We start from the raw sequence: 23,992 nt of genomic DNA on the forward strand, positions 1-23,992 counted from the left end.
ACACATCCACCTTTTGCCCTCCCTCTATATTTACAACACTGAGCCCTGGGTGAGTTTCCTGGGCAGCTCCTTGCACTTATTCCGTTTATACCGTGATTTTTTTGGGTTTAACGAATTGGAGAACAGGTGGTAGGCTACTAAGCCTGGTCGTACTGATTGGGCTAGGGCTGTTTACTCCGGCAACTGCTCAGAAGGTGAGCGAACTGACCGACGAGCAGGTGCAGCAGTTTATTCAACAAGCGAAAGAAACCGGTCTCTCCGAAGCACAGATTGAGCAAATGGCCTTGTCGCGCGGGTTCACGCCCGCCGATATTGTCAAGATGCGTCAACGTATTGCCGATCTGGAAACCAAACCGGAACAAAAACCGGTCCGCGACACGGGAGCTGGCCGTACCCAATCGGAAGAGCTGGCAACGCCCGTTTCCCAGCCCGTTACGAAACCCGCTCTAGCCGAAGAAAAAGCATCACCGGTTTTTGGCGCTTCCCTGTTTTCCAACGCCAGCCTGACGTTTGAACCCAACCTGCGGATTCCGACACCCAAAAATTACCAACTGGGGCCGGATGATGAGCTGATTGTGGACATCTATGGGAATGCCCAGCAAAACTACCGCGCCAAAATCAATCCGGAAGGTACCATTCGACTGGAAAATCTGAGTCCCATTTACGTCAACGGTTTGACTGTGGAACAGGCCGGCCAGCGCATTATTGGCCGGTTGCGGCAATTGTATACCGGCCTCAATGCGCCCGGAAGTGGTGTGCAGGCGGAAGTATCGCTGGGCAACATCCGGAGCATCAAAGTGACGTTGATTGGGCAGGTGGTCAAGCCAGGAACGTATACATTGTCGTCCTTAGGAACGGTTTTCAATGCGCTGTATGCCGCCGGGGGGCCTGATCCGGGTCGGGGCTCATTTCGGGATATCCGGGTGATCCGCGCAAACCGCGTGGTTCGCACCCTGGATATTTATGACTTTTTACTGGGTGCTGATCAGAAGGATAACATCCGTTTGCAGGATCAGGACATCATTTTTGTGAACCATTACGACACCCGGGTTGAGCTCAGTGGCGAAGTGAAGCAACCGGGAATTTATGAAGTAAAAAAGGACGAGTTTCTGAAAACCGTGCTGGCTTTTGCCGGAGGGTTTACCGATAAGGCTTATACCGCATCGTTGACGTTACGCCGGAATACCCCCAAAGAGCTGGAAGTTGGAACCATTCCGGCCGCCGAGTTGGAGAAATTTGTGCCCCAGCGCGGGGATCTGTACGTGGTGGGCAGCATTCTCGAACGGTTTGCCAACCGGGTCGTCATCAGCGGGGCGGTATTTCGACCGGGCACATATTCGCTGCAAAAAAATCCGACGCTCCGGCAGCTTATCACGGCTGCGGAAGGTTTGCGGGAAGATGCTTTTCTGAACCGGGGAACCATCCGGCGACTCCGGCCCAACCTCGATCCGGAATTGATACCGGTTGATCTGGGTAAAGTGATGCGAAGTGAAACGACCGATATTCCGCTGCAACGCGAAGACGAAATAACGGTTTTGGCGTACAGCGATCTGCGCGAAAAGCGGACCGTCTCGTTGCAGGGAGCGGTCAATAAACCCGGTGATTTTGCGTATGCCGACAGCATGAGTGTGGCCAACCTGATTGTGCTGGCGGGTGGCTTTGCGGAAGGGGCTACGGCCTCACGCATTGAGATTGCCCGGCGGCTCCGCAGCGATACCGCCGGTTTGCCGACCAACCAGAATGTCCGTCTGTTTCAGTTTGATCTGGACGAGAACCTGCGCCTGACCGAAAGCGATGCGCGGTTCAGCCTTCAGCCATTCGACCAGGTATTTGTGCGGACATCGCCCCGGTACGAAGCGCAAAAATTGGTGACCATCACGGGGGAAGTGCGCTATCCGGGACGGTACGCCATTCGGGATAAATCCGAACGGGTGTCGGATCTGATCAGTCGGGCGGGGGGGCTACAACCGGAAGCCTTTCTGAAAGCAGCCCGGTTTAGTCGGAATGGAGCCATGATTTCCATCAATCTTCGCGAAATTTTACAGAAGCCAACAGATAGCGGGAATTTGTTGCTGCTGGCGGGCGATTCCATCACGATTCCCCGGAAAGTGGAGCTGGTACGGATTCTTGGGGAAGTGCTTAATCCGTCGACGGTGGATTACAACTCTGATAAATCCTTTCGATCCTACATCGACGAAGCGGGCGGGTTTACCGCCAAGGCGCAACGACGGAGAACATACGTGATCCACGCGAATGGCAAAATCCGGCGAACCAAGCAATTCCTGTTCTTTCGTTCGTATCCCAAACCCGAGCCGGGCATGGACTTGATCATTCCGAGCAAGCCCAAACGGGAAGATACAAAATTGTCGCCTGCCGAGCGGATTGCTGTGATGACGGGCATCACCTCCCTGGCGGCAGTGGTCTTGACCGTAATTCGATTATTTTAATGAACGCAGAAGCCATCCCATCGACCGCGAATCATGTAGCGCACCAACCCGCGCCGGCCAGCCGTTACTGGCTGGGTTTATCGCCGGCCCGAATCGGTCAGGTGCTCTGGAAGAGAAAGGTGGTATTAGGACTGATTACAGGTTCGTTTGCGCTCATCGGTATTGTGCTGTCGCTGTTGCAGAAGCCGGAGTATACATCCGAAGCCCGAATCATGCCCGAAATAAGTCAGGGCTCGGGGGATTTGATCAAGCGGCTGGCCACCGTCGCGGGGTTTGCCGGGCTGGAGTTTGGCGAAACCGGTAGTGTCGATGCCGTTCGTCCCGACTTGTATCCCAAGGTATTACAGAGCACGCCCTTCATCCTGTTTCTGATGAAACAGTCGGTGCCGACGAAAGATGGCGGCCAGAAAACCGTGGCTGATCTGCTGACGGTTTCCGACGCCTGGTTTGACAAAAAGTGGTTTTCATCGCCCACCAAAACCGATATCATCCAGGCCAAAACCAGGCCCCAAACCATTCGGCTTACGCAGGAGCAGCAAGATTTGCTCGAAGATATTCAGCAGCGGGTGGGCGCTCAGATGGACACCCGTTCCGGAGTGATCACGGTTTCGGCCCAGATGCCCGATCCGGTAGCGGTGGCCGCCGTGACGGACATTACCCTGGATTACCTGACGCGCTACGTCACCAATTACCGCACCGAAAAATCCCGGCGCGATCTTGAGTTTTACACCAATCGGCTGAAGGAAGCCAAGCGTCGGTTTGAGCGGGCGCAGTACAGCATGTTTCAGTACAACGATCAGCATAAATACATGGTTGTGCAGGCGGCAACCATGGAAAAGCAACGCATTGACGCCGAACTGAACATCTCGCAGGTCGTCTACACGGAACTGGCCAAACAATTTGAGCAGGCCAAAATCAAGGTTCAGGAACAAACGCCGGTTTTCAAGGTCCTCGAGCCGGCCCGGATTCCGCTGAAACGCTCGTCGCCCCGGCGTACGGTGATGGTCGTTCTGTATACACTCGCCGGGTTTGTGCTCGGCAGTGTGTATTGCGTAGCGGTGGAGATGAAGGCCGTTGAGCAGTTGCGTCGAAGCCTGACGACGTGAGCAAGCCGCCGAAACAGGAAAGTCGAACGTGTTGATTGATACCCGATGCTGCATCGCGTTTTAAAATCGTTGGGAGCCAGTGCATTCGGCCAAGCCAGCCAGATTCTGATTCAACTGGTGAGCGTGCCGGTGCTGATTCATTATTGGGGGTTGATCTATTACGGCGAATGGCTGCTGTTGTTCTCGATTCCGTCGTACCTGACCTTGAGTGATGTTGGAATAACGTCGGCGCTTTCCAACGAATTACTCATCGATGTGAGCCGGAAGGAATACGTAAAAGCGGCACGGCTTCTCGGAAATGGCATCACGTCCATCATGGTCTTCGGGAGCCTTGGTTCGGGGCTGATCGCAGCCATTCTCTATGGAGCGGATTTTACAACCTGGCTGAAAATCAGCCAGGTTGGTGGGTCGGAAGCCTGGCTGACGGTGCTGTTGCTGATGGGATACGTGGTGATGCTGCTTCAGCAGGAGTTGCTCAGTACGGTTCCGCGATCCGAAGGGGATAATGCAAGTGGCCGAATCTGGATTACGCTGACACGCTTGCTGGAGTTTGGCGTGGTAGTGGCACTGGTCCGGCTGGAAGGGCAGGCCGTGGTGGTGGCGCTGGGTTATTTACTGGTTCGGGCGCTTAGCTGGAGTGTAATGCTGCTGGTGTATCGCCAGCGGTTTCCGTGGGTTCGTCAGGTAACGGTAGGCTGGTTTCCACTGGCCCAAATCCGGCATCTGCTGAGTCCGTCGCTGGCCTTTTTCGGTTTTGCGCTGGCCAATGCCATGATCTTGCAAGGCAGTACGTTACTCATCGGCGCTTTCATGACGCCTGTTCAGGTGGTGATCTATACGGCGCTGCGGACGCTCAGCAATTTTATTCGGCAACTCATGAATCTGCTCACATCGGCCATCTGGCCCGAACTCACCCGGGCGCTGGTGGCGCACGATTTTTCCAAAGCCGTGGTGCTGCACCGGCGCGTCTGCCAGGTTGCCTTCTGGATCTCGCTGCTGGGCCTGCTGCTGCTCGAACTAGCGAACGGACCGATTCTGGCGGTCTGGACAAACGGCACGGTTCAGCCTGTTCAACCCGTCTTTACGCTGCTGCTGCTGGCAACGCTTCCGTACAGTTTATGGCTAACCAGCGCCACCATCGCCATTTCGGTCAACCGCCACCAGTCCATTGCACTGTCGTTCGTGCTGAGTAGCCTGGGAGCGTTGCTGGCGGCTGCCTGGCTGGTGCCGCGCTACGGGTTGACCGGTATGGCCGCCGGACTGCTGATCGGCGATTGCGTGATGCTATTTCCGGTTTTTCGAAACAGCCTGAGCATTCTTCTGGAAGAACGGGTTAGTAAACTACTCCCGGCTATTGTAACGGATTTTGGCTGGATTGGTCAACTTCGAAAAGGATAAGCACCATGATCTGGATCTACATGCTGGTCAGTTTGGGGGTATTGATTGCGGGCTTTATCAATGCCCGGCGGCTCAGTCCAACACAAACGGTAGCGTTTTCGGTATGCATTATTTTACTGCTGATCTACAGTGTGTTAACACCCCTGTATTTTTACCTGACGGGTCGAAAAACGATTGTTGGTGATCAGGGATTGTTTCTGTTTACCGGCAAGGATATAACCCCGTATTACGAGAAAGGCATGTTGTTTCATATGATTGCCAACGTGTTTTTCGTGTTCGGTTTTTTGTGGAAACGGTATCCGGATTCGGCAACTACGTACGAAATAAAAGAAACCGATACGCCGGAATTACGCCGGAAAGTGGTGGGCCTTTACTTGTTTTTTTTCGCCATTGTTTTCGTGGATTTATTGATTAGTGGGATCAATCCGCTTGCGATTATAACGGGTGTTTCCGAGGAGAGTATTTTCTTGAACGAGAACTCTACCCGCTCTTTTTATTTTCGGAACTGTGCCGATTGTATCGTAACAACCATTATTGTGTTTGCCTTCTTGAAAGGAAAGCCGTGGAAGCTGGCGCTGTTGCTGATTCCGGCGTTTGTTCTGTTTGCGGTCATGGGTTTTCGGTACCGAATGATCATTACCTTGCTCGGTATTGTTATTGGGTCTATTGCCAGCTCATCGTCGGATTTTAACGCTCGGAAGTGGCTGGTTATCGGGTGTAGCCTGCTCTATTTTGTTTTCTTTATTACGTATAATCGTTGGAATTTTATTGCAGGTCGATTTAGTGATTTATCTTACAATCCGGCGGAATTTGATTACGAAATGTTCTTTGATCAAACCCACCAGTCGCTCAATGATTACAACCTGATTCGCTACTACGAAGCGAATCCTGAGTTGGGTCCTGATTACGGATTAACCATGTTTGGGTATGTTTTTATCAAAGCGATTCCTAAATTTTTCTTCAAAAATGGTGAAAAACCGTACCCGCCCCCAGCGCTGGCGATCGTCAATGACTCTTTGGAGTTTCCGCCGGAATGGCCCAAAACGGGAGAAACAACCATGCACTACGGCGGATTTTACGGGGCTTTTGGCTGGTTTGGAGCGGTTTTTATGCCGTTTTTACTGGGCTTTGTAATTCATCTTTTTTCGAGTAGGAACCCGTCTACGCAACCCGTTGGACTGCTTAATCAAATTGTGTTGTCGCTGGCGTTGTTCATGTTTATTTCCCGAGGGTATTTTCCTCAATTTCTGGATAACTTCGTCTATTTGTCGATCCCGATCTGGTTAACGAAAAAGTCGATAAAGCAGCTTAGTGTGGTCACTTCAAAGGCGTAATAAATGAGTCAGTATCCGTAGAATAAGTGCGCTATGAAACTACTTATCAATGCTTTTAATCTGGCTTCTGCCGGAGGACTGAACGTAGCGCTGAATTTTCTAAAAAATGTTCAGCAGCTGAAACGAGAAACCGATATCGTTCATGTCGTGGTGCCTAAAGACTGCGGTTATGAAGTGTTCGAAGGCAAGGGGCTGCTGCTGCATTTTTTGCCGAAACTGCTGAATCCGTGGTTTACCAGACCTTATATGGATAATGTCTGGTACCCGCGTCTGGTGAGCCACGTAAAGCCGGATATTATTTTTACAATGGGTAATTTTCCTTCCTCGGTTGCCTGCAAACAGGTTGTTTTACTCCATCTTTCGCACCTGGCCTATCCGCATGATCAGTTGTTATGGAAAAAACTGGGCTATGAAATCCTTTTCAAAATCAAGCTGCGAACCTGGGTATTTAAACGACGCATCAAGCATGCTGATGTGCTGCTCGTACAAACCAACACCATGCGGACGCGGATGCGCCAGCTGTACACCCAGCTCCCCACGGTTCAGCTTTTTCCGAATGCGTATACTTTGTTGAAAAGCCATAGTGCGTACACCTTGCCCGCTCGGAAACAGGCCGGTCTGATTTATCTGTTGTGCCTATCGCGCTATTACCTGCACAAGAACCTGGAAATTCTGGTCGATGTAGCCCAAATTATCAAAGAGAAACAGTTGCCTTACCGGATCTTTCTGACTATTGAACCCGACCAGCACCCGAACGCAAAGCGGCTGCTGGCCCAAATCGCCCGCGAATCACTGGACGATATCCTGATTTCCATTGGCAATGTGCCGGCTGATGGTATTGCGTCAGTTTATCAGCAGGTTGATGGACTCATTATGCCGACTCTGCTGGAGTCGTTTTCGGCCACCTACGTCGATGCCATGCATTTTGGTGTTTCCATTTTTACGTCGCGTCGTGATTTTGCGGAGGAGGTTTGCGGAGAAAGTGCGCATTATTTTGACCCGCATTCGGCCCAGAATATCGTTGAAACGATCCATGCCGGGTACGCGGACGAAGCGCTTCGTCAGTATAAGATTGCCGAAGGCAGGCTGCGGTCTACCACCTTACCTGATTGGCCAACCGTCAGCCGAACCTGTTGGGAATTGCTCCAATCACTGGCCGAAAATACCGCAATGCCAGCGTCCATCCAGAACGAAAAATCGACCTACCGCGCATGAAAATCAGCTTTTTATCCTTATTTATTCGATTGTTTTGCCTGACTGCGCTGGTTGCTGGAACGGTTTGGTTAACGTCCTGTACACCTACAACCGAACCGCAGTCGGCCGGTTATGACTATCAGCCGCTGGAAAAAGGCAAGTACTGGATTTATGAGGTGCGGGAACAACGGTTTTCGCTGAACGGCAGCTCGACCTCCGAAACCTATCAATTGCGGGACATGATTACCCATGCGTACCCGCCCAGTGAAGTCCCGGGAGGGAGTATGACGTACCGAATCGAGCGTCACCGGCGGGCGAACGACAGCCAGGCCTGGCAACCCGATTCGGCGAGCAGCATCCGGATGGTAGATGATCAGCTGGTGAAGACTGAAAGTAACCGATCGTACGTCAAACTTGTTTTTCCGGTGGTCGATCAGTTCCAGTGGAACGGCAATGCTTTCAACAGCATCGGTGAGGATTTGTACCAGGTTAGAAATGTTGGTCAACCGTTTTCGGTGCTGAACCAGCCGTTTGCGGAAACGGCGACGGTGGTGCAACAAAACGATTCGACGCTGGTTTCGCAGGACAAACGGCTGGAAGTCTATGCGCGCGGAGTCGGCCTGATCTACCAGGAAAAAGTGCAGCTACAGTTTTGTTCGTCCACACCTTCCTGCGTGGGAAAAGCGCAAATTGATTACGGCATCCGGTATTACCTCCGTCTGAAGGAATACGGGAAGTAATGGTAGGAGAGAATTTGCGAGAGCGGCTGCATAATGGACGGTTTTCTACAGTCTCCCCCCGTCTTCGTGTCGATATTTGGTCATAAAGCTCGGCCTGATGAACGCGAAACAACAAGTCCACGATTTTTGGAATGAAGCCTCCTGCGGGGAAGAGTTGTACCTGAAAGGCGAAACCCTTCGTCAGAAGTACACGCAACAAGCGAAAGATCGGTATCGTCTTGAGCCCTACATCGCTGATTTCGCTGATTTTACGGCATACAACGGAAAGCAGGTGCTGGAAATCGGGGTGGGGCTCGGAGCCGACCACCAGCAGTTTGCGGAGGCCCGCGCCGTGCTGCACGGCTGCGACCTCACCGAGCGGGCCGTTCAGCACACCAGCGATCGGCTATCGTTGTTTGGTTTTCATTCGGATTTGCGCGTGGCCGACGCCGAAAACCTGCCGTATGCCAATGACGGTTTTGATCTGGTGTATTCGTGGGGCGTGATTCACCACAGCCCGGATACACCCCGGGTGGTGCAGGAAATTTTTCGGGTTCTGAAGCCGGGCGGACAGGCAAAAATCATGATCTATCACAAACACAGTTGGGTGGGCTATTTGCTGTGGCTGCGTTACGGGCTGGCCGTTGGCAAACCGTTTACCAGCCTGGCAGCTATCTATGCCAGACACCTCGAAAGTCCCGGTACGAAGGCCTATAGCCGACAAGAGGCTCGCCAGTTGTTTGCGCCGTTTAGCCAGGTTTCGATCAAAACCGTTCTGACACACGCCGATTTGCTCTCCTCAGAAGCGGGTCAACGGCACCGGAGCGGATGGCTCACGCTGGGCCGACGGCTTTATCCACGCGGGCTCATCAAAGCGGTTTTTCCGGGGCACGGACTTTATATGCTGATTTCCGCCATCAAATAATGACATTATGTGCGGCATTGCGGGCATCGTAAGCGCTTCGATTTCTTCTTCTCTTGATCTTCGTTCGGCTATCCGGCACCGGGGACCGGATGGCGACGGTATTTTTAATGCACCAGGTGTTCAGCTGGCGCACACGCGGTTGGCCATCCTGGATTTGTCGCCCAATGGCCAGCAGCCCATGCAAACCGCCGACGGGCGTTATGTCATCGTTTTTAACGGTGAAATTTACAACCACCTTGCGCTGCGGGCCAGCCTCGCCAACCAGCACGTTTTTCGTTCAACCTCCGATACCGAAACGTTGCTGTATGGTTTTGCTGCGTACGGTATTTCGGTTTTCAGGAAGTTGAACGGTATTTTTGCCTGCGCCATTTTCGATACGCTTACGCGCCAACTGGTGTTGGCGCGCGATCAGTTTGGGGTGAAACCGCTGTATTATTACCACAAAGACGGGTTGTTACTCTTTAGCTCCGAGCTGAAAACCATCGCGTCTTATCCGGACATCGACAAAGAAATCGATTACTCGGCACTCGTTAATTACCTGCATTTTCTGTATTCGCCGGGGGCGCAGACGCCCTTTCGGCACGTGAGTAAGCTGCTGCCGGGGCATTACATGCAGGTGTCGGTGGATGAACCCAATGTGGTTTGCATGAAACGGTATTATGAGCTTCCGTTTCGGGGCACGTATTCCGAACAATCGGAAGCTCAATTGCTGGAAGAACTCGACGAGCGGTTGTTTACGGCGGTAAAACGGCAGTTGCAATCCGATGTGCCATTGGGTTTTTTCCTGTCGGGCGGGCTGGATTCCAGTCTGGTGATGGCTATGGCAAAGCGGGCGCGACCCCGCGAGCGGCTGACGGGCTATACCATTCGAACAACCGCCCGTAACGGAGGCTTCGAAGGCTTCGAAGACGATTTGCCGTATGCCCGGCAGGTGGCCGCCCATTTGAACGTCGATCTGGTGGAAGTGGATGCCGACGCCAACATCGTGCACGATTTCGACCGCATGATTTATCACCTCGACGAACCCCAGGCTGACACCGCTCCCTTCAACGTGCTGAACATCTGCCGGCAGGCTCGAAAAAACGGCCATACCGTTTTGCTGAGCGGAACGGCGGGCGACGATGTTTTTTCGGGGTACCGGCGTCATCAGGCCCTGAGCATGGAACCGTTCCTGAACTGGATTCCACCGGTTATGGGCCGTTTGCTGAACCGCACGGTGAATTTCAGCAGCCAGGCGATCCCCTTGTTTCGGCGGCTTCAGAAACTCACGGCGGGTGTTGGGCAGCCGCAGCACGAACGCATGGCGGATTATTTTGCCCGGCTGCCCATTGCCACCAATCAGAAACTCTTTGAAAATGCCGTCGGAAAAGGCCTGGACAAATATCAGCCTAACCACCAGCTGTTGACCGCACTGGAGCGGATTCCGGATGAGAAAAATTTGCTTAATCAATTATTATTCTGGGAGTTGTCCTACTTTCTGCCGGATCATAATCTGAATTATACCGATAAGATGAGCATGGCTGTGGGGGTCGAAACCCGCGTTCCGTTCCTGGATTCGGAACTCGTCGAATTCAGTACCAAGTTGCCTCCGTCGCTAAAAATGCGCGGACGAACCACCAAGTACCTGCTTCGGAAAGTGGCCGAACGGTATTTGCCTCATTCCGTCATCGACCGCCCTAAAACCGGTTTTGGAACGCCGTTGCGCGACTGGCTGCGGAGCGGGCAGCTGGATGCTATGCTGCAACGGTATTTGTCCGAACAAAGCCTGCGCGAACGGGGCATCTTCGATCCGGCTGCGGTCCATCAGTTAATTCGCGATAACCAGGACGGAAAACTGGATGCAACGTACTCCATCTGGGGCTTGATGGCCATCGAATCCTGGTTCCGACAGTTTGTAGACTCTGCTAAACCGTAGCGAATGAAACAACTGATTTTACACCTTAAAACCGGGCAGACCTTGCTCGAAAACGTACCGGCTCCCCAGGTTCGGCGCGGGCAGGTGCTTATCCAGACTCGCCGGACGCTGGTTTCGCTCGGTACCGAACGCATGTTGGTGGAATTCAGCCGGGGAAGTTTGATTTCAAAAGCCCGTCAACAGCCCGACCGCGTGAAACAGGTGCTGGAGAAAATCCGGACGGATGGGTTGATTCCAACGCTGGAGACGGTTTTTAACAAATTAGACCAGCCGCTGCCTTTGGGCTATTGCAACGTGGGCGAGGTCATCGCCGTGGGTGAGGGCATTACCGATCTGGCTGTTGGCGACCGTGTGGCCTCGAACGGGCATCATGCCGAAGTGGTTTGCGTGCCACGAAATCTGGTGGCCCGGGTGCCGGACGGGGTCAGCGACGACGAGGCCGTGTTTACCGTGATCGGTTCCATCGGTTTGCAGGGCGTCCGGTTGTTGAACCCAACCCTGGGCGAAACCGTAGTGGTGGTAGGCCTGGGGTTGATTGGGTTGCTGACAGCCGATCTGCTGCGGCTGAACGGTTGCCGAGTGATTGGGCTGGATGTGGATGAAAAAAAACTGGAGCTGGCCCGGAGTCGGGGGATCATCGCCCTGAATCCGGCGGGCGGCACCGATCCGGTGAAAGCCGTACTTGCCCTAACGCAGGACGTGGGCACCGATGGGGTGATTATAACGGCTTCGGCCAAAAGCGATGAGCTGATTTCGCAGGCAGCTCGCATGAGCCGAAAACGCGGACGGATTGTGCTCGTCGGTGTTGTTGGTCTGAATTTGAGCCGGGCCGAATTTTATGAAAAAGAACTGACTTTTCAGGTGTCGTGCTCGTACGGGCCGGGCCGCTACGACGAACTATACGAGCAGAAGGGCTCCGATTACCCACTGCCCTTTGTGCGCTGGACCCAAAACCGGAACTTTCAAACGATTCTGCAATTACTGGAGTCCGGCCAGCTGGCTGTCAATCCGTTGATTACGGAAGTGGTCGCGTTTGAGAATTTCGAACAGATTTACAACGGAATTTCCCGCTCCTCCTCGATTGCTTCATTGCTGCGGTATCCCGAAAAACCGGATCTGACACCCGTTATTCCGTTGCGTGAAAGCCGGTATGAAGAAGGGCCGCAGACCGTAGTGGGCCTGATTGGCGCGGGTAATTTCACGAGCGCCGTTCTGCTGCCCGCCCTGAAACAGACGGGTGTTGCCATCAAAACCATCGCCAGTGCCAACGGATTAAACGGAACCATATTGGCCAAAAAACACACGATTGCGTTCAGCACCAGCGATTACCGGGAAGTTCTGAACGATTCGTCGATCAATCTGGTGGTCATCACCACGCGCCATCAGCAGCATGCTCGAATGGCGCGTGAGGCTTTACGGGCCGGAAAGCATGTGTTTGTGGAAAAACCGCTGGCCATTTACGAAGAAGAGCTGGACGAATTGATTGAGACCCAGCAGCAGTCTGGTAAAACGGTTCTGGTCGGTTTCAACCGGCGGTTTTCGCCCCACGTGCAAAAAATGAAAGTGCTGTTGGGCGGTTCCGGTTCGGGTGAAGTGCCGATGAACGTGATCGCAACGATGAACGCAGGCTTTATTCCGGCCAACTCCTGGGTACACGACCGGGCCGTGGGTGGAGGGCGCATTCTGGGCGAAGCCTGTCATTACGTGGATTTAATTACGTTTCTGACCGGAAGCCGGGTTGTAGCGGTTTGCATGAACGCGATGGGGAACCAGCCCGCCGAAACGAACGATTCGGCCTCGTTGCTGCTGCGGTACGAAAACGGTTCGACGGGCGTAATCAACTACTTTTCGAACGGGAGCAAAGCGTATTCCAAAGAACGGTTTGAGGTGTACTCGCAGGAACGAACGCTGATTATGGACAACTTCCGAACGCTGAAAGGATACGGTTTTAAGGGCTTTTCCAGCCTGTCGACCCGCCAGGACAAAGGCCATAATGCACAGTTTCAACGCCTGGTAGAACAGGTTCGCAGGGGTGGAGAACCGCTCATTCCGTTTGCAGAACTGGTGAATACATCGCGCACGATGCTGGCGGCCCTGCGGAGCCTGAAAACCCGGCAATGGGTGGAGGTTGGAGTTGGCATGGGCATCTTTCAATCGACTGAAGAACCCCAAATCGTATGAAAAGCTGGCGGTTATATTGGGATACGATCCGGTATCTGCGGGTGCAGCAGGTGGTTTATCAGGTGATGAACCGGCTGCGCTCAAAACCGTCGCTAACTGTTGACAAGGTTCCGCTGGTAACGAGTTTTTTGCACGTTACCCCGCCGGATAAACCGCTTTGTCTGCATGGTCAAACATTTACATTTCTGAATCAATCGGTCACGTTTCCGGCGGAAATTGACTGGAATTACGGGCAGAACGGCAAGCTCTGGCACTACAATCTGTCGTATTTCGACTTTCTGAATCAAGCAGGTCTGGAAGCCCGGCAGGGGGTTGATCTCATCCGGGACTTTATCTGTCGGACGGCTGATTTGAAAGCTGGTTTGGAACCGTACCCGATTTCATTGCGAATCATCAACTGGGTTCGTTTTCTGTCGTACCACCGCTTGGAGTTACCAGACATTGATGCGCATCTATGGGCGCAGGTCCGGTTATTGGAGGAGCGGCTGGAATACCACCTGCTGGGGAATCATTTGCTGGAAAATGGATTCGCTTTGCTAACGGCAGCCCTTTACTTTCAGAACCGATCGGTTTATCAGAAAGCCGTTCAGCTGGTCAGGGCGCAACTGACCGAACAGCTGTTTCGGGATGGCGGGCATTACGAACGGAGTCCGATGTACCACCAGATTTTGCTGGATCGGCTACTGGACTGTTGCCATATTCTCCAGTTCGACACTTGGCACCAGGATTCGGACACAGATGCATTTTTGCGGAATCAGGCGCGCCGGATGCTGGGCTGGCTGGAAAATATGACCTTTGAAGACGGTTCTGTGCCGCTGCTGAACGACGCTGCCGACGGTGTTGCACCCACCACTGCGCAACTTCGTGCCAAAGCCGACCGACTACACATTCGGCCTCAGGTGACTGATTTAACGGACAGCGGTTTTCGCCGGTTTCGCACCCCAACGTATGAACTGGTGGCCAATGTCGGTAGCATTGGACCCGCTCACCAGCCCGGCCACGCCCACGCCGATACACTTAGTTTTTTGTTGCAGGTAGCTGGTCAGCCGGTTCTGGTGGATTCTGGCACATCGACTTACGAGAATAACGCCCGACGGCAGTGGGAGCGGAGCACGGCGGCCCATACTACCGTGCAAATCGACGAAGCCGACTCGTCCGAAGTCTGGGGCGGTTTTCGGGTGGGGCGACGGGCGCATGTGACGCTTCTGGAAGATCATGCCGGGGTGCTGAAAGCCCGGCACGATGGGTACCAGGATTGGGGAATTTGGCACGAACGTACCTGGATTGCTTACCCGGAGCAGCTGACGATTATTGACACCATCAACGACGAGCAAACCGCAACGGCCCGGTTCTACCTGGCCCCCGAACAGCGCCCCCTGGCGGTAGAAGCCAGTCAGATTCGTTTTGGCTGGGGGGCAATAGAATGGCAAAACGCGCAGAAGATTCGGCAAAAAACCGTTCAGGTGGCGCGGCAATTCAATCGGCTTCTGTCGGCGCTGGTCATTGAAGTAGAATTCAGCAAGAACTTACGAACGCTAATTACCTGTCGGGAATGAAAATCGTTTACTTCTACCAATATTTTTCAACACCGAAAGGCTCCTGGGGAACCCGGGTTTACGATTTTGCCAAACGCTGGACGGAAGAAGGGCATTCGGTTACGGTTGTGACTAGTATCTACGCTAAATCGGATTTGCGCGCCAGCCGCTGGAGTGAAGAACAGCTGATCGATGGTATTCGGGTCAAAATTCTGAACCTGAAGATTGATAACAAACAGTCGATCCTGCAACGCATCTGGACCTTTCTGGTGTTTGCGGTCTGGTCGAGCTGGTACGCCCTGACGCTGCCCGCCGATGTCGTCGTGGCTTCGTCGGGACCGATTACCGTGGGCATTCCGGGCCTGGTTGCTCGTTACCTGCGGGGCCGGAAACTGGTTTTCGAAGCCCGGGATCTGTGGCCCGATACCGCCATTCTGATGGGCGCGTTGCCCAGCAAACTGGCGCAAAAAATGGCCTACTGGTTTGAACGTCGGTGCTACCAGGCTGCACATCTGATCGTTGCGCTTTCGCCCGGTATTCAGCAGAACATTGCCCGGCGCTACGGATTTACCCACAGTATTTCCGTTCCCAATACCGTCAATCTGGATTTGTTTGCGACGCCGGTTTCTGAGTTTCAGCTACCGGGTAGCTTGTCGGGCAAAAAAGTGGTCATCTATACGGGAAATATCGGGGCCGTCAATAATTCCACGCTGCTGTATGAAACCGCAAAACTCCTGCGTGATCGCAGCGACATCGTTTTTTTGCTCATTGGCGATGGGCAGCAGAAAAAGGAGCTACAGGATCGGCAGCGGCAGGACGGATTGACCAACTTTCTGCTCTATGATCTGATGCCGAAACAGGAACTGGTGGCGTATGTACAGCGAGCCTGGCTGGCCATTGTGCCGCTGAAGCGCGCGCCGTTGCTGGATACGTCTTCGCCGAACAAACTGATGGAGGCTCTGGCGGCCGGAACGCCCGTCATTCAGACAACCGACGGCTGGATTAAACAATTTCTGGACGAGTATCAGTGCGGTTTTACGTTTAGCTCGGACGAACCGACGGCGTTGGCGGAACTGCTGGTGACACTGGCCAATGACGCCAGCTGGCGGCAGCCTACGGGGGAGCGTGCTGCGAATGTGGCCCGACAATTGTTCGATAAAAATAAATTAGCTGCCGACTATCTAAATGGATTATCCCATGTCTGCCACTCCAAGCCCTTTTCCGCCGACAGCGCTGCTGACCGGACACAATGGATTTCTGGGTAATTACCTAAAGGCAGGGCTGGAAGAAGCGGGGTACCGGGTGGTAGGATTGGGTCGGACGGTCGGCGACATTGTTTGCGATCTGGCTACGCAGCAACCGGATTTGTCGGACAGAGTGATCGATTTGGTGGTGCATGCGGCTGGGAAAGCGCATACGGTGCCGCGTACGGAGGAAGAAAAACGGTCTTTTTTTCAGGTCAATTTCGATGGAACCTTACGGTTGCTCCGGGCGCTGGAAGGCGCAAAAACCGTACCGTCCGCTTTTGTGCTAATCAGCACGGTGGCGGTTTATGGGTGCGAGTCGGGCTATAATATTTCCGAGGAGACGGGCTTGCTGGGAAAAACGCCGTATGCCGAGAGCAAGATGCAGGCCGAGGAGGTGGTGCAGCTGTGGTGTGAAAAGCACGGTGTTCGGTGCGCGATCCTGCGCCTGCCGCTGGTGGTTGGCGACCCGGCACCGGGTAATTTGGGTAAGCTGGTGCGGATCATTCGTCGGGGGCGTTACGTGCAGATTGGGCCTGGATCGGCCCGACGGAGCATGGTGCTGGCCGAAGATGTGGCCCAGATTATCCCGAAAGCGGCTCAGGTGGGCGGTATTTACAACCTGACGGATGGCGTTCATCCGTCGGTCCGCGAACTGAGCGATGCCGTTGCGCAACAGGCCGGTCGGCGGCTCCGGCTTATCGTTCCGTTCTGGTTGGCTCGGACGGTGGCCCGATTCGGCGACGGAATCAATTTCGTGCTGGGACGACGGTTTCCGCTCGATTCGATTGCCCTGACCAAAATAACGAGCTCGCTTATTTTTACGGACCAGCGAGCCCGTCAGAAATTAGGGTGGAAGCCTAACGCCGTAACTTCTTTTTTCTCCTGAAAATACTTTTTTAGGAATCAAGATTTTGAGTACCAGTTATGAATCAACAGCGAAAACGGATTTTACACATCAGCACGGCTCATCCTCCGTATGATCCGCGCATCATGTATAAGTACTTGCCCGCGCTGGTTCATCACTACGAGGTATATTGTGCGGTGCCACGCGCTGATCCCCGAGTCGCGTCGTTGGTTCATTTCATCAAACTTCCCTATTTCAAACAGGTTTTGCTGCGTTTTCTGATAACGTGTCCGCTGATTCTCTGGAAAACGTGGCGGCTGCGCCCGTCGCTCATTCACGTTTATTCGCCGGAGTTTTTGCCTTTTGCGTATTGCTACCGATGGCTGGGATGCAAAGTGATTTATGAAGTACAGGAAAATCTGTACAAGAAAATTCACCTGAAACGGCATAACCGAAGTTGGCTTCTGAAGCGTGGTTTTCAGCTTTTTGACCGGTTGGCGCGCCGTGATTTTTCCCTCATTTTTACGGAGCACGGTTATTTGACGACGTACACCGATCTGGCCAAACCGTGTGCTGTCATTTATAATTATCCCTTGCTGCCGTTTCTGGATGGCTTTCGGCGGTCTTACCGGCGTCCGTCCGATCCCGTCGAATTTTTCTACATCGGCTGGCTGAGTTTTGAGCGGTCTATTGTAACGCTGCTGGAAGGGCTGGCTCGCCTGAAAGCGACGCACCCGGATTTTAAGGTTCACCTGTTCGGTCACTGCTCGTTTACCGAGCGGGATATGGAAGCATTGCCCGCTTACCATACGATTCGGGATAATCTGGTTTTTTACGGCTATACGGATCAGAATAAGGCGTTTGCGTATGCGTCCAAGGCCGTGGCCGGTTTGGCACTGTTGCAACCCATTGGCGATTACCCGGAGTCGTACACCACGAAAATGTTTGAATATATGGCCCTCGGGTTGCCGGTAATTACAGCGGATTTTCCGCTGTACCGCGCGGTGGTGGAGGACAACCGGTGCGGTTTTTGCATTGATCCTTCTGACCCGGTTGCGCTGGCGGATCGGTTGCGGTATTTGATTGAGCACCCGGCGGCAGCCGAGCAGATGGGGCAGCGCGGTCGACGGGCCGCCGAAACCGTTTATAACTGGTCGACTGAAGAAGCTAAGTTACTGGAATTGTACGCGTCATTGCTTTCTCTTTCTACCTATGAACTGGACCCTGTACGCTAGCATTGCCTTTGCTTTGTTTATCGCCGAATCGCTATACCTGCGTTTGGCAACTCATTACCAGATCATTGATACGCCAAACCACCGCAGTTCGCACAACCGCCTGACTGTACGCGGGGGCGGGGTGATTTTCTGGCTGGCGGCTTTTTTCGCGTTTATTGTCACTGATTTCGCATCCCCCATCTTTTTTGCGGGCCTGACGCTGGTGGCTCTGATCAGCTTTCTGGACGATATTTACTCCATTTCGAATCGATTACGTTTTGTAGTTCAGTTAGTTAGTGTGTGTTTATTGCTGCTGCAAACGGGTTTTTGGCAGGAAAGTGTCTGGTGGCTGATTCCGGGGCTGATCGTGGCCTGCGGGGTCCTGAATGCGTACAATTTCATGGACGGCATCAACGGTATAACGGCTTTCTACAGCGCCGTAACCGTGGCGACGCTGATTGTTATCAATCGGTTTTGGATACCGTTTACGGATCCGATTCTGCCCGTTTTTTCCCTGATTAGTCTGCTTGTTTTTTCCTTTTTTAATGCCCGGCGACAGGCGCGTTGTTTTGCGGGCGATGTGGGAAGTGTGTCGATGGCGTTTTTGGTGATCTATCTGCTCGTTAGTTTGATGCGCGAAAGCCGTCAGGTGGTCTATATGCTACTGCTGGCGGTTTACGGCATCGACAGCGTGATGACGATTTTGTCGCGTTTGGTGCAAGGTGAGAACATTTTTCAACCGCATAAAGCACACCTGTATCAACTCCTGGTGCACCGGTTAAAGTTGCCTCATTTACGGGTGGCGTTCCTGTATGCGCTGGTTCAGGGGCTGATCAACGTTGTGGTGCTGGAACTGGTCAGGCGGGATGAGCAGACGCAGTGGTTGGGCAGTGGGGCGCTGCTGGCTGTACTGGTATTTTTTTACTGGCTGCTAAAAAACCGCTTACTGAATCCGGGCCAACCGGCGGCCAATCCGCTCAGCGGGGAGACACGTCCCAGGTTTTTCGAAGGCTAAGCTGAATGCCCGTCTGGTTGGGATACAACCCGCCCTGATCGTGGGCAATAGAGAGGCTGGTTTGGAACCCGCCAAAAGGAGCACCCACTACCAGAATAGACGAAAACTGCGATGTGTTGGCCGGAAAAGGGAGCGCGTAGGTGCCCAGGTTCTGGCTAAATGAGCATTTGAGCTGGAAGGAATACCGTTGGTGCACGCTGCCGGATAGCCCCAGGTGCCAGACTTTGACGCGGTTGTTGTTGCTGAATAATTCGAGTTCATTGGTTTGGGGTCGTGGCAAATCCGGGCGAGTGCTGCTGGCGGGCGGTATAAACGGGGTGCCCACGGTATTGCCCCGGTACGACCAGCCGTCGATGTACTGCGTATGGTTGAAGTAATTGTCGTTGCCGCGCGCTTTTTCGTGGTACGTAAAAAGCTCTCCACCCTGACTGAGGGTATACAAATACTCCGCAACGATGGTTTGGATGTGGATGCCCTGGCTGGCAGGTCGCTGGTTCCGATACCGAATACCGTGCAGGCCATCGGCAATATTGGTGAGGTAAAACAGAGAGCCATCTTCGTAAATGCTTTGGCGATAGAGCAATAGGGAAAACCGTTTTCCGTTGATTTCCAGGCCCAGATCGACGGTTCCCAGGTGGTTGCCTACGCGGTTCCCCCGGTCGGCTTTGCTGAATTGCGTGGTGTCGATGTTGTCGCCCCGGGCCGCCAGCGACGTGCCCATAATGGCGTTTAGGTAGTTGCTTAAACCCGTCGGAAAACGCCCGTCCTTGATCTGATTTTCACCCGTGACTACCTCGCTTTGCCCGGCCCACTGCACCTGGTGGTTCATCCCGGCGTAGAAGCGAACCGGCCAGCTGGCTTTACCCAGCCGCCCATACAGCGCCTTTTGGTGGAGGTACGAATGGGTAACAGCTCCTTGGTTGCCGAACCAGCCGTGGGCGTAAAATCCCCGGAAGGAAAGGATTCCTTTGGTGAAACCGATGGGGGTATAGTCGGACAAGGCAAGCTGGATTTTGGGCAGTGGCAGCGCGTTTCCGGCCCAGATCAGCGGCCCGGTTCCCAGCGTCGAATCGGCGAGTCCGACTACTTCCCGGCGTTGTCCGACCGTTAGTTCAAAGCACCAGAGCCGACCTTTCAGGTACGCTTCCGGCAGAAGAAGTTTCGACTGGTGATTACCATTGCCAGCTACTTCGAAACCGTACCCCCAACCGATCAGCCGGGATTTGTGCTGGATCAGATCGGATGGCTTGGCTTTATTGTACAGGTAGCTCGCGGATATTCCCCCCCGGATGGAGCCAAAAGGGGCCGTCATCGGAACAATGCCGTATTGATTGGCACGAAGCCAGAACGGCGTGGTCTTTGCTGTTCCGGCCGCCACAACGGTTTCGGCGAAAACGCGTATTTCTTTTTTGGATAGATCGGGAATTTTTACCTCCGCAGCGGGAGACTGTCCCTGCGCCGGAACGCAGGCGATGAGCAGACCGGCGAACCCCAGCAGCAAGACGGTTCCATATAGTCGAATCGGGTTCATCATTTCCGGTCTGGAAAATAGATTAGCGGTTTAACACAACCCGTCCTGCCTGATCCTGACCATCGCTCCGGACAAACCGGTACAGGTATAAGCCGTTCGGCAGGGCTACGCCACCCTGATCCGTGCCGTCCCAATAAAAGCCGTTTTCCCCGATTCGAAGGGTTTGATGCATCGTTCGGACCAGGTGCCCGTTGAGGTTTCGAATGGACAGGTAGCCTTCGCCCGGTGTCTGCTTACCAGTGACGGTAAACCGGAAACGGGTATGCGTTCGGAACGGGTTGGGAATTGCCTGGATGACGGATAGGCTGTCATTGGTTTTGACGCGAAAATTGATCTCGTACGGGCTAATGCCGGCCTTGTTGCCGCTCAGGTCGGTAGCTTGAACCCGCAAGGTGTAACGGCCATCGGCCAGATTTTTTGGGGTGTAGTGGAGCGTAAACCGGTTGTCGGGGCCGGCCGGTTTCCAGTTGACCTCGTCATTATTCAGGACAACGCGCGTGAAGTCGCATTTTTCACACGGTTTGCGGAGCAGCAGATCAAGGCCGAGTGTATCCTGCCGGATGCGGTACACGTCGTCGTCCTGCACAATCACCTGAATTTGCGGATTGGCCGAAACCAGAGCGCCATCGGTAATTCGGACGCCGTCGAAGGTGACATCCAGCAAAGGGTTGAACTGGTCGGGTGGGATTTGCTCGCTGGAATCGGGCAAGGAGACCTTGAACTTGTTGTTTTCGGCTGAGATTGTGAAAACCAGCAGGTTGTTGGTTTCGTTCAGTTCATCTACCTGGTTTTCGGGGTCGAGCACCAGTTCGTGACGGGTCGGAACACCAGCATCCAGCTCGGGCCGAAAGCTGTAATAGACCGTATCCCGGTAAGCAACAGCCGGGCGCACCACGGTTTTGTAAGAACGAGTTTGGCCGTTGGCCAGCCGTTTCCGAATGGTCAGGGTCAGGCGTTCCTGCTGGCTGAAGCGCCCTCCGTTGACCACCACCACCCGCAACCGTACGGAGTCGGCACCATTGTCGACGCGAGAAACGCCGGAGGAGTGAATCTGAAAGTCGGCTTTAGGCATCGGAAATAGCCGAAGCGCCGGGTCGCCCTGCAACACCATTTGGTGCGCGTTGGTAATCTGGAGAGCTTCGTTTGTGGCGGCCATCACCCGCCTTGTTGTTTCCTGATGCACCACGCCGATCGGTTTGGAAAAGTAGGTGCTGTCGGTAAAGAGGGTTTTGTAAAACTCACGCGTAAAGGTGTTCAGCGGAGTTGTAAATCCTTCAAAGCAATGCGCCAGAATGGCGATAGCTCCCTTGTCTGGCGAGATGACCCAGTTGGTACTTAAGACCGTGCCGCCGTAAAAGATGTTGCCAATTCCGCAGCCGTTGAAGAACATCAGCGGGTAGCGTCCTTTGTTGCGGTAGCCAAACAGCGGATCGGATGCGTAGCCAATATCAAGGTCGGTGGAAGTGGGCGAGGAGTGGCCAAAAAAGGAAATCATGGAAAGTCCTTTGTTGACCTTGTCGCTGATGTCGATGCGCTCGACGGGTTCGTCGGTTTTCTTGGTCTGGGTAGTAACCAGCGAGCCCAGGTATTGCTGTTGCGCGAATCCTTTGCCTTCGTCCAGAATACGCTTAAATGCCACTTGCTCGGCTTCGGTGCGGCCACCACTGAGGTGCAAAATATCCTTCCGCCAGGGTTCATTGGCCGCGTTGCGTTCAAACTCCCTGACTTTGGCGGTGTAATTCAGGACCTCAAACGGGTAGAGCACATTGAGTCGGCCAGTGGCCATCGCGGGCACATTCTCCGGAAAATTGGCGAGTCCGGCTGTCAGCAGGATATCGGAACCGGGCACGTTGCCGATGGTGGGGACCAGGTCCAGGTAGTACTGGTTCGGATTTTTTCGGAACGGGAAATAGACGGAAGAACGCCCCATCAGCAGCAGAAACTTGTTGCTTCCCGTCGTTAGCATGTAATCGGCAAACCGCCGGATGGCAAGCGGGGTTCGTTCACCGAAGCTGAATTGATTGAACAGTGCTTTCATGGTCACCACCAGGGTGTCGTAGCGTCCGCCCTGCTCCGACGCGCGGTAAGCTGCGTAGGCGTGAACGGCATCGGTGGGCTGACCGGTAGGCTTCATAAGTGCCTCGTGGCTGACAATTACATAGTTGGCTTGGGCTGGATCGTATTTCCGGAACACAACCCGTTCCAGGCGCGCGGGTGTTACGACGTCGGTACTGACCCAGATCCGGCGCGAGGTGTTGGTATTCGGGACAACCAGACGAAGCGTGGAGCCGTCCTGAATACCGTTAATGCGACGGGGCGCACTGGCGTCGGTAATGTCGTAGACAACGGTGTTGGCCGGTGCATCTGCCAGTTCCAGATACGAACGCCCGCCGGTTTTGGGTAGCAAGTGAAGCAGTTGGCGGGCGCCATTTTTTAGGCTGATGGTCTGCGGATACCGCACCCGAATGGAACTGATGGAATAACGATCAAATTCACCCGGGCCATTCGAAACCGCCTGCAACGTTAGCTCCGCCGACTGATCGGGATTCATGGCAAAATCGGATGCCTCGAGCTGGGCGGTCAGCCGTGCGGTTTTGAACGTGTTGAATTTCAGCGTTTCCAGTAAACGGTTCGACGAACCCACTGACACAGCGACTTGGTGGCTATAATTGTCGCGTCCGTTGAGCAGAAGATCTAGTTTCGGTTTTTCGGAAGTCGTAGTGAACCAGCCGGGCAGTTTGAGCGTCTGGCTAAACGGTTTGCCTTTTTGTTGCATAGGGCCAGTCCACCCTTCGCCTTCCTCAAAAAATACCTCGAATTGGGTAATGGCAGGTACTGGCCCCGTGGCCGGGTTGGTAGACATTTCATCCGTTAGCACCAGCAGGTGTTCGGCCAGGTGGAACCGTTCGGGGGCCAGGTTAATCGTGTTGGTTTCCTGGCTCATGGCAACTCGTTTGCCGGGCTTTCCGTCGGTACGCCAGGTCAGAAAATACGCGGCTGTATCAGAATACATGCTGTAGTAAGGATGCGGCTGGGCGTTCATGGGGCGATACAGCAGCGTATCCTGTAAACCGTCATTTCCTTCACCCACAAATTCCAGGTAGTCCTGTGGATCGAGTTTTTTATCCGGCTCTCCGGCCACAAAAATTGCCTGCTCAACCCCGCGCCGGAAGAGCTGCAAGGTCGTCGGGTCGATGGTAGAAACCGGAAGACCAGCTTTCTGTAAATCAGCGGTCGTTAACCGGTAAGCCGCCCGTTCAGTAACCGGAATGCGGTAATAGGTTTGGTCGTATTGAATCCATTCATTTCCGAATCGAACGCGCTGGGCATTTGCGGCCGAAATGGTTAGAAGTAAGAATAAAGTGATGAAAAGTTTTGTCATAAACC

Annotated in this window: 16 protein-coding genes; 14 read left to right on the forward strand and 2 right to left on the reverse strand. The window is 53.8% G+C overall.

What is annotated here, in order from left to right; all coding sequences use genetic code 11:
* Positions 1 to 101 precede the first annotated feature (101 nt).
* The 14 genes from ACYVH9_RS05600 (at position 102) to ACYVH9_RS05665 (ending at position 19,074) form a co-directional block, all read left to right on the forward strand.
* On the forward strand, positions 102 to 2,447 hold the full coding sequence (locus ACYVH9_RS05600; RefSeq protein WP_460635312.1) for an SLBB domain-containing protein: 2,346 nt from the start codon (positions 102 to 104) through the stop codon (positions 2,445 to 2,447).
* Positions 2,447 to 3,553, forward strand: a complete 1,107-nt coding sequence (locus ACYVH9_RS05605) for a Wzz/FepE/Etk N-terminal domain-containing protein (protein ID WP_460635313.1) — start codon at positions 2,447 to 2,449, stop codon at positions 3,551 to 3,553. Before ACYVH9_RS05600 ends, ACYVH9_RS05605 begins: the two co-directional genes overlap by 1 nt.
* 45 nt (positions 3,554 to 3,598) lie before the next feature.
* Positions 3,599 to 4,951 carry a lipopolysaccharide biosynthesis protein gene (locus tag ACYVH9_RS05610; protein WP_460635314.1) on the forward strand — a complete coding sequence of 451 codons (1,353 nt, stop codon included), beginning with the start codon at positions 3,599 to 3,601 and terminating at the stop codon, positions 4,949 to 4,951.
* A gap of 5 nt (positions 4,952 to 4,956) precedes the next feature.
* Positions 4,957 to 6,285: an oligosaccharide repeat unit polymerase gene (locus ACYVH9_RS05615; protein ID WP_460635315.1), complete on the forward strand. Its 1,329-nt coding sequence runs from the start codon at positions 4,957 to 4,959 to the stop codon at positions 6,283 to 6,285.
* A 33-nt stretch (positions 6,286 to 6,318) separates the two neighbouring features.
* Positions 6,319 to 7,500: a glycosyltransferase gene (locus ACYVH9_RS05620; RefSeq protein ID WP_460635316.1), complete on the forward strand. Its 1,182-nt coding sequence runs from the start codon at positions 6,319 to 6,321 to the stop codon at positions 7,498 to 7,500.
* Complete coding sequence (locus ACYVH9_RS05625) at positions 7,497 to 8,219, forward strand: hypothetical protein (protein ID WP_460635317.1); 723 nt, start codon at positions 7,497 to 7,499, stop codon at positions 8,217 to 8,219. The genes ACYVH9_RS05620 and ACYVH9_RS05625 overlap by 4 nt, the downstream gene beginning before the upstream one ends.
* Positions 8,220 to 8,316: 97 nt before the next feature.
* Positions 8,317 to 9,123, forward strand: a complete 807-nt coding sequence (locus ACYVH9_RS05630) for a class I SAM-dependent methyltransferase (RefSeq protein ID WP_460635318.1) — start codon at positions 8,317 to 8,319, stop codon at positions 9,121 to 9,123.
* Positions 9,124 to 9,130: 7 nt separating this feature from the next.
* Positions 9,131 to 11,038: an asparagine synthase (glutamine-hydrolyzing) gene (gene asnB / locus ACYVH9_RS05635; protein ID WP_460635319.1), complete on the forward strand. Its 1,908-nt coding sequence runs from the start codon at positions 9,131 to 9,133 to the stop codon at positions 11,036 to 11,038.
* 3 nt (positions 11,039 to 11,041) lie between these two features.
* A complete protein-coding gene (locus tag ACYVH9_RS05640) occupies positions 11,042 to 13,219 on the forward strand; it encodes a bi-domain-containing oxidoreductase (RefSeq protein ID WP_460635320.1) in 2,178 nt (725 codons plus the stop codon).
* Positions 13,216 to 14,775: a heparinase II/III domain-containing protein gene (locus ACYVH9_RS05645; protein WP_460635321.1), complete on the forward strand. Its 1,560-nt coding sequence runs from the start codon at positions 13,216 to 13,218 to the stop codon at positions 14,773 to 14,775. Before ACYVH9_RS05640 ends, ACYVH9_RS05645 begins: the two co-directional genes overlap by 4 nt.
* Positions 14,772 to 16,019, forward strand: coding sequence for a glycosyltransferase family 4 protein (locus ACYVH9_RS05650; RefSeq protein WP_460635322.1), 1,248 nt, complete (start codon positions 14,772 to 14,774; stop codon positions 16,017 to 16,019). Before ACYVH9_RS05645 ends, ACYVH9_RS05650 begins: the two co-directional genes overlap by 4 nt.
* Complete coding sequence (locus ACYVH9_RS05655) at positions 15,952 to 16,887, forward strand: NAD-dependent epimerase/dehydratase family protein (RefSeq protein WP_460635323.1); 936 nt, start codon at positions 15,952 to 15,954, stop codon at positions 16,885 to 16,887. Before ACYVH9_RS05650 ends, ACYVH9_RS05655 begins: the two co-directional genes overlap by 68 nt.
* Before the next feature lie 38 nt (positions 16,888 to 16,925).
* Complete coding sequence (locus ACYVH9_RS05660; protein ID WP_460635324.1) at positions 16,926 to 18,080, forward strand: glycosyltransferase; 1,155 nt, start codon at positions 16,926 to 16,928, stop codon at positions 18,078 to 18,080.
* Entirely contained in the window at positions 18,058 to 19,074 is a 1,017-nt protein-coding gene (locus tag ACYVH9_RS05665) for an MraY family glycosyltransferase (RefSeq protein WP_460635325.1), read from the forward strand. Before ACYVH9_RS05660 ends, ACYVH9_RS05665 begins: the two co-directional genes overlap by 23 nt.
* Here ACYVH9_RS05665 and ACYVH9_RS05670 read toward each other — a convergent pair.
* The gene (locus ACYVH9_RS05670) at positions 19,037 to 20,605 is read right to left on the reverse strand and encodes a capsule assembly Wzi family protein (RefSeq protein WP_460635326.1); all 1,569 of its coding nucleotides are present in this window, start codon (positions 20,603 to 20,605) and stop codon (positions 19,037 to 19,039) included. The genes ACYVH9_RS05665 and ACYVH9_RS05670 overlap by 38 nt on opposite strands.
* 22 nt (positions 20,606 to 20,627) lie before the next feature.
* Complete coding sequence (gene porU2, locus ACYVH9_RS05675; RefSeq protein WP_460635327.1) at positions 20,628 to 23,987, reverse strand: putative type IX secretion system sortase PorU2; 3,360 nt, start codon at positions 23,985 to 23,987, stop codon at positions 20,628 to 20,630.
* Positions 23,988 to 23,992: the final 5 nt, after the last annotated feature.

This window comes from Larkinella harenae, from assembly GCF_054780515.1.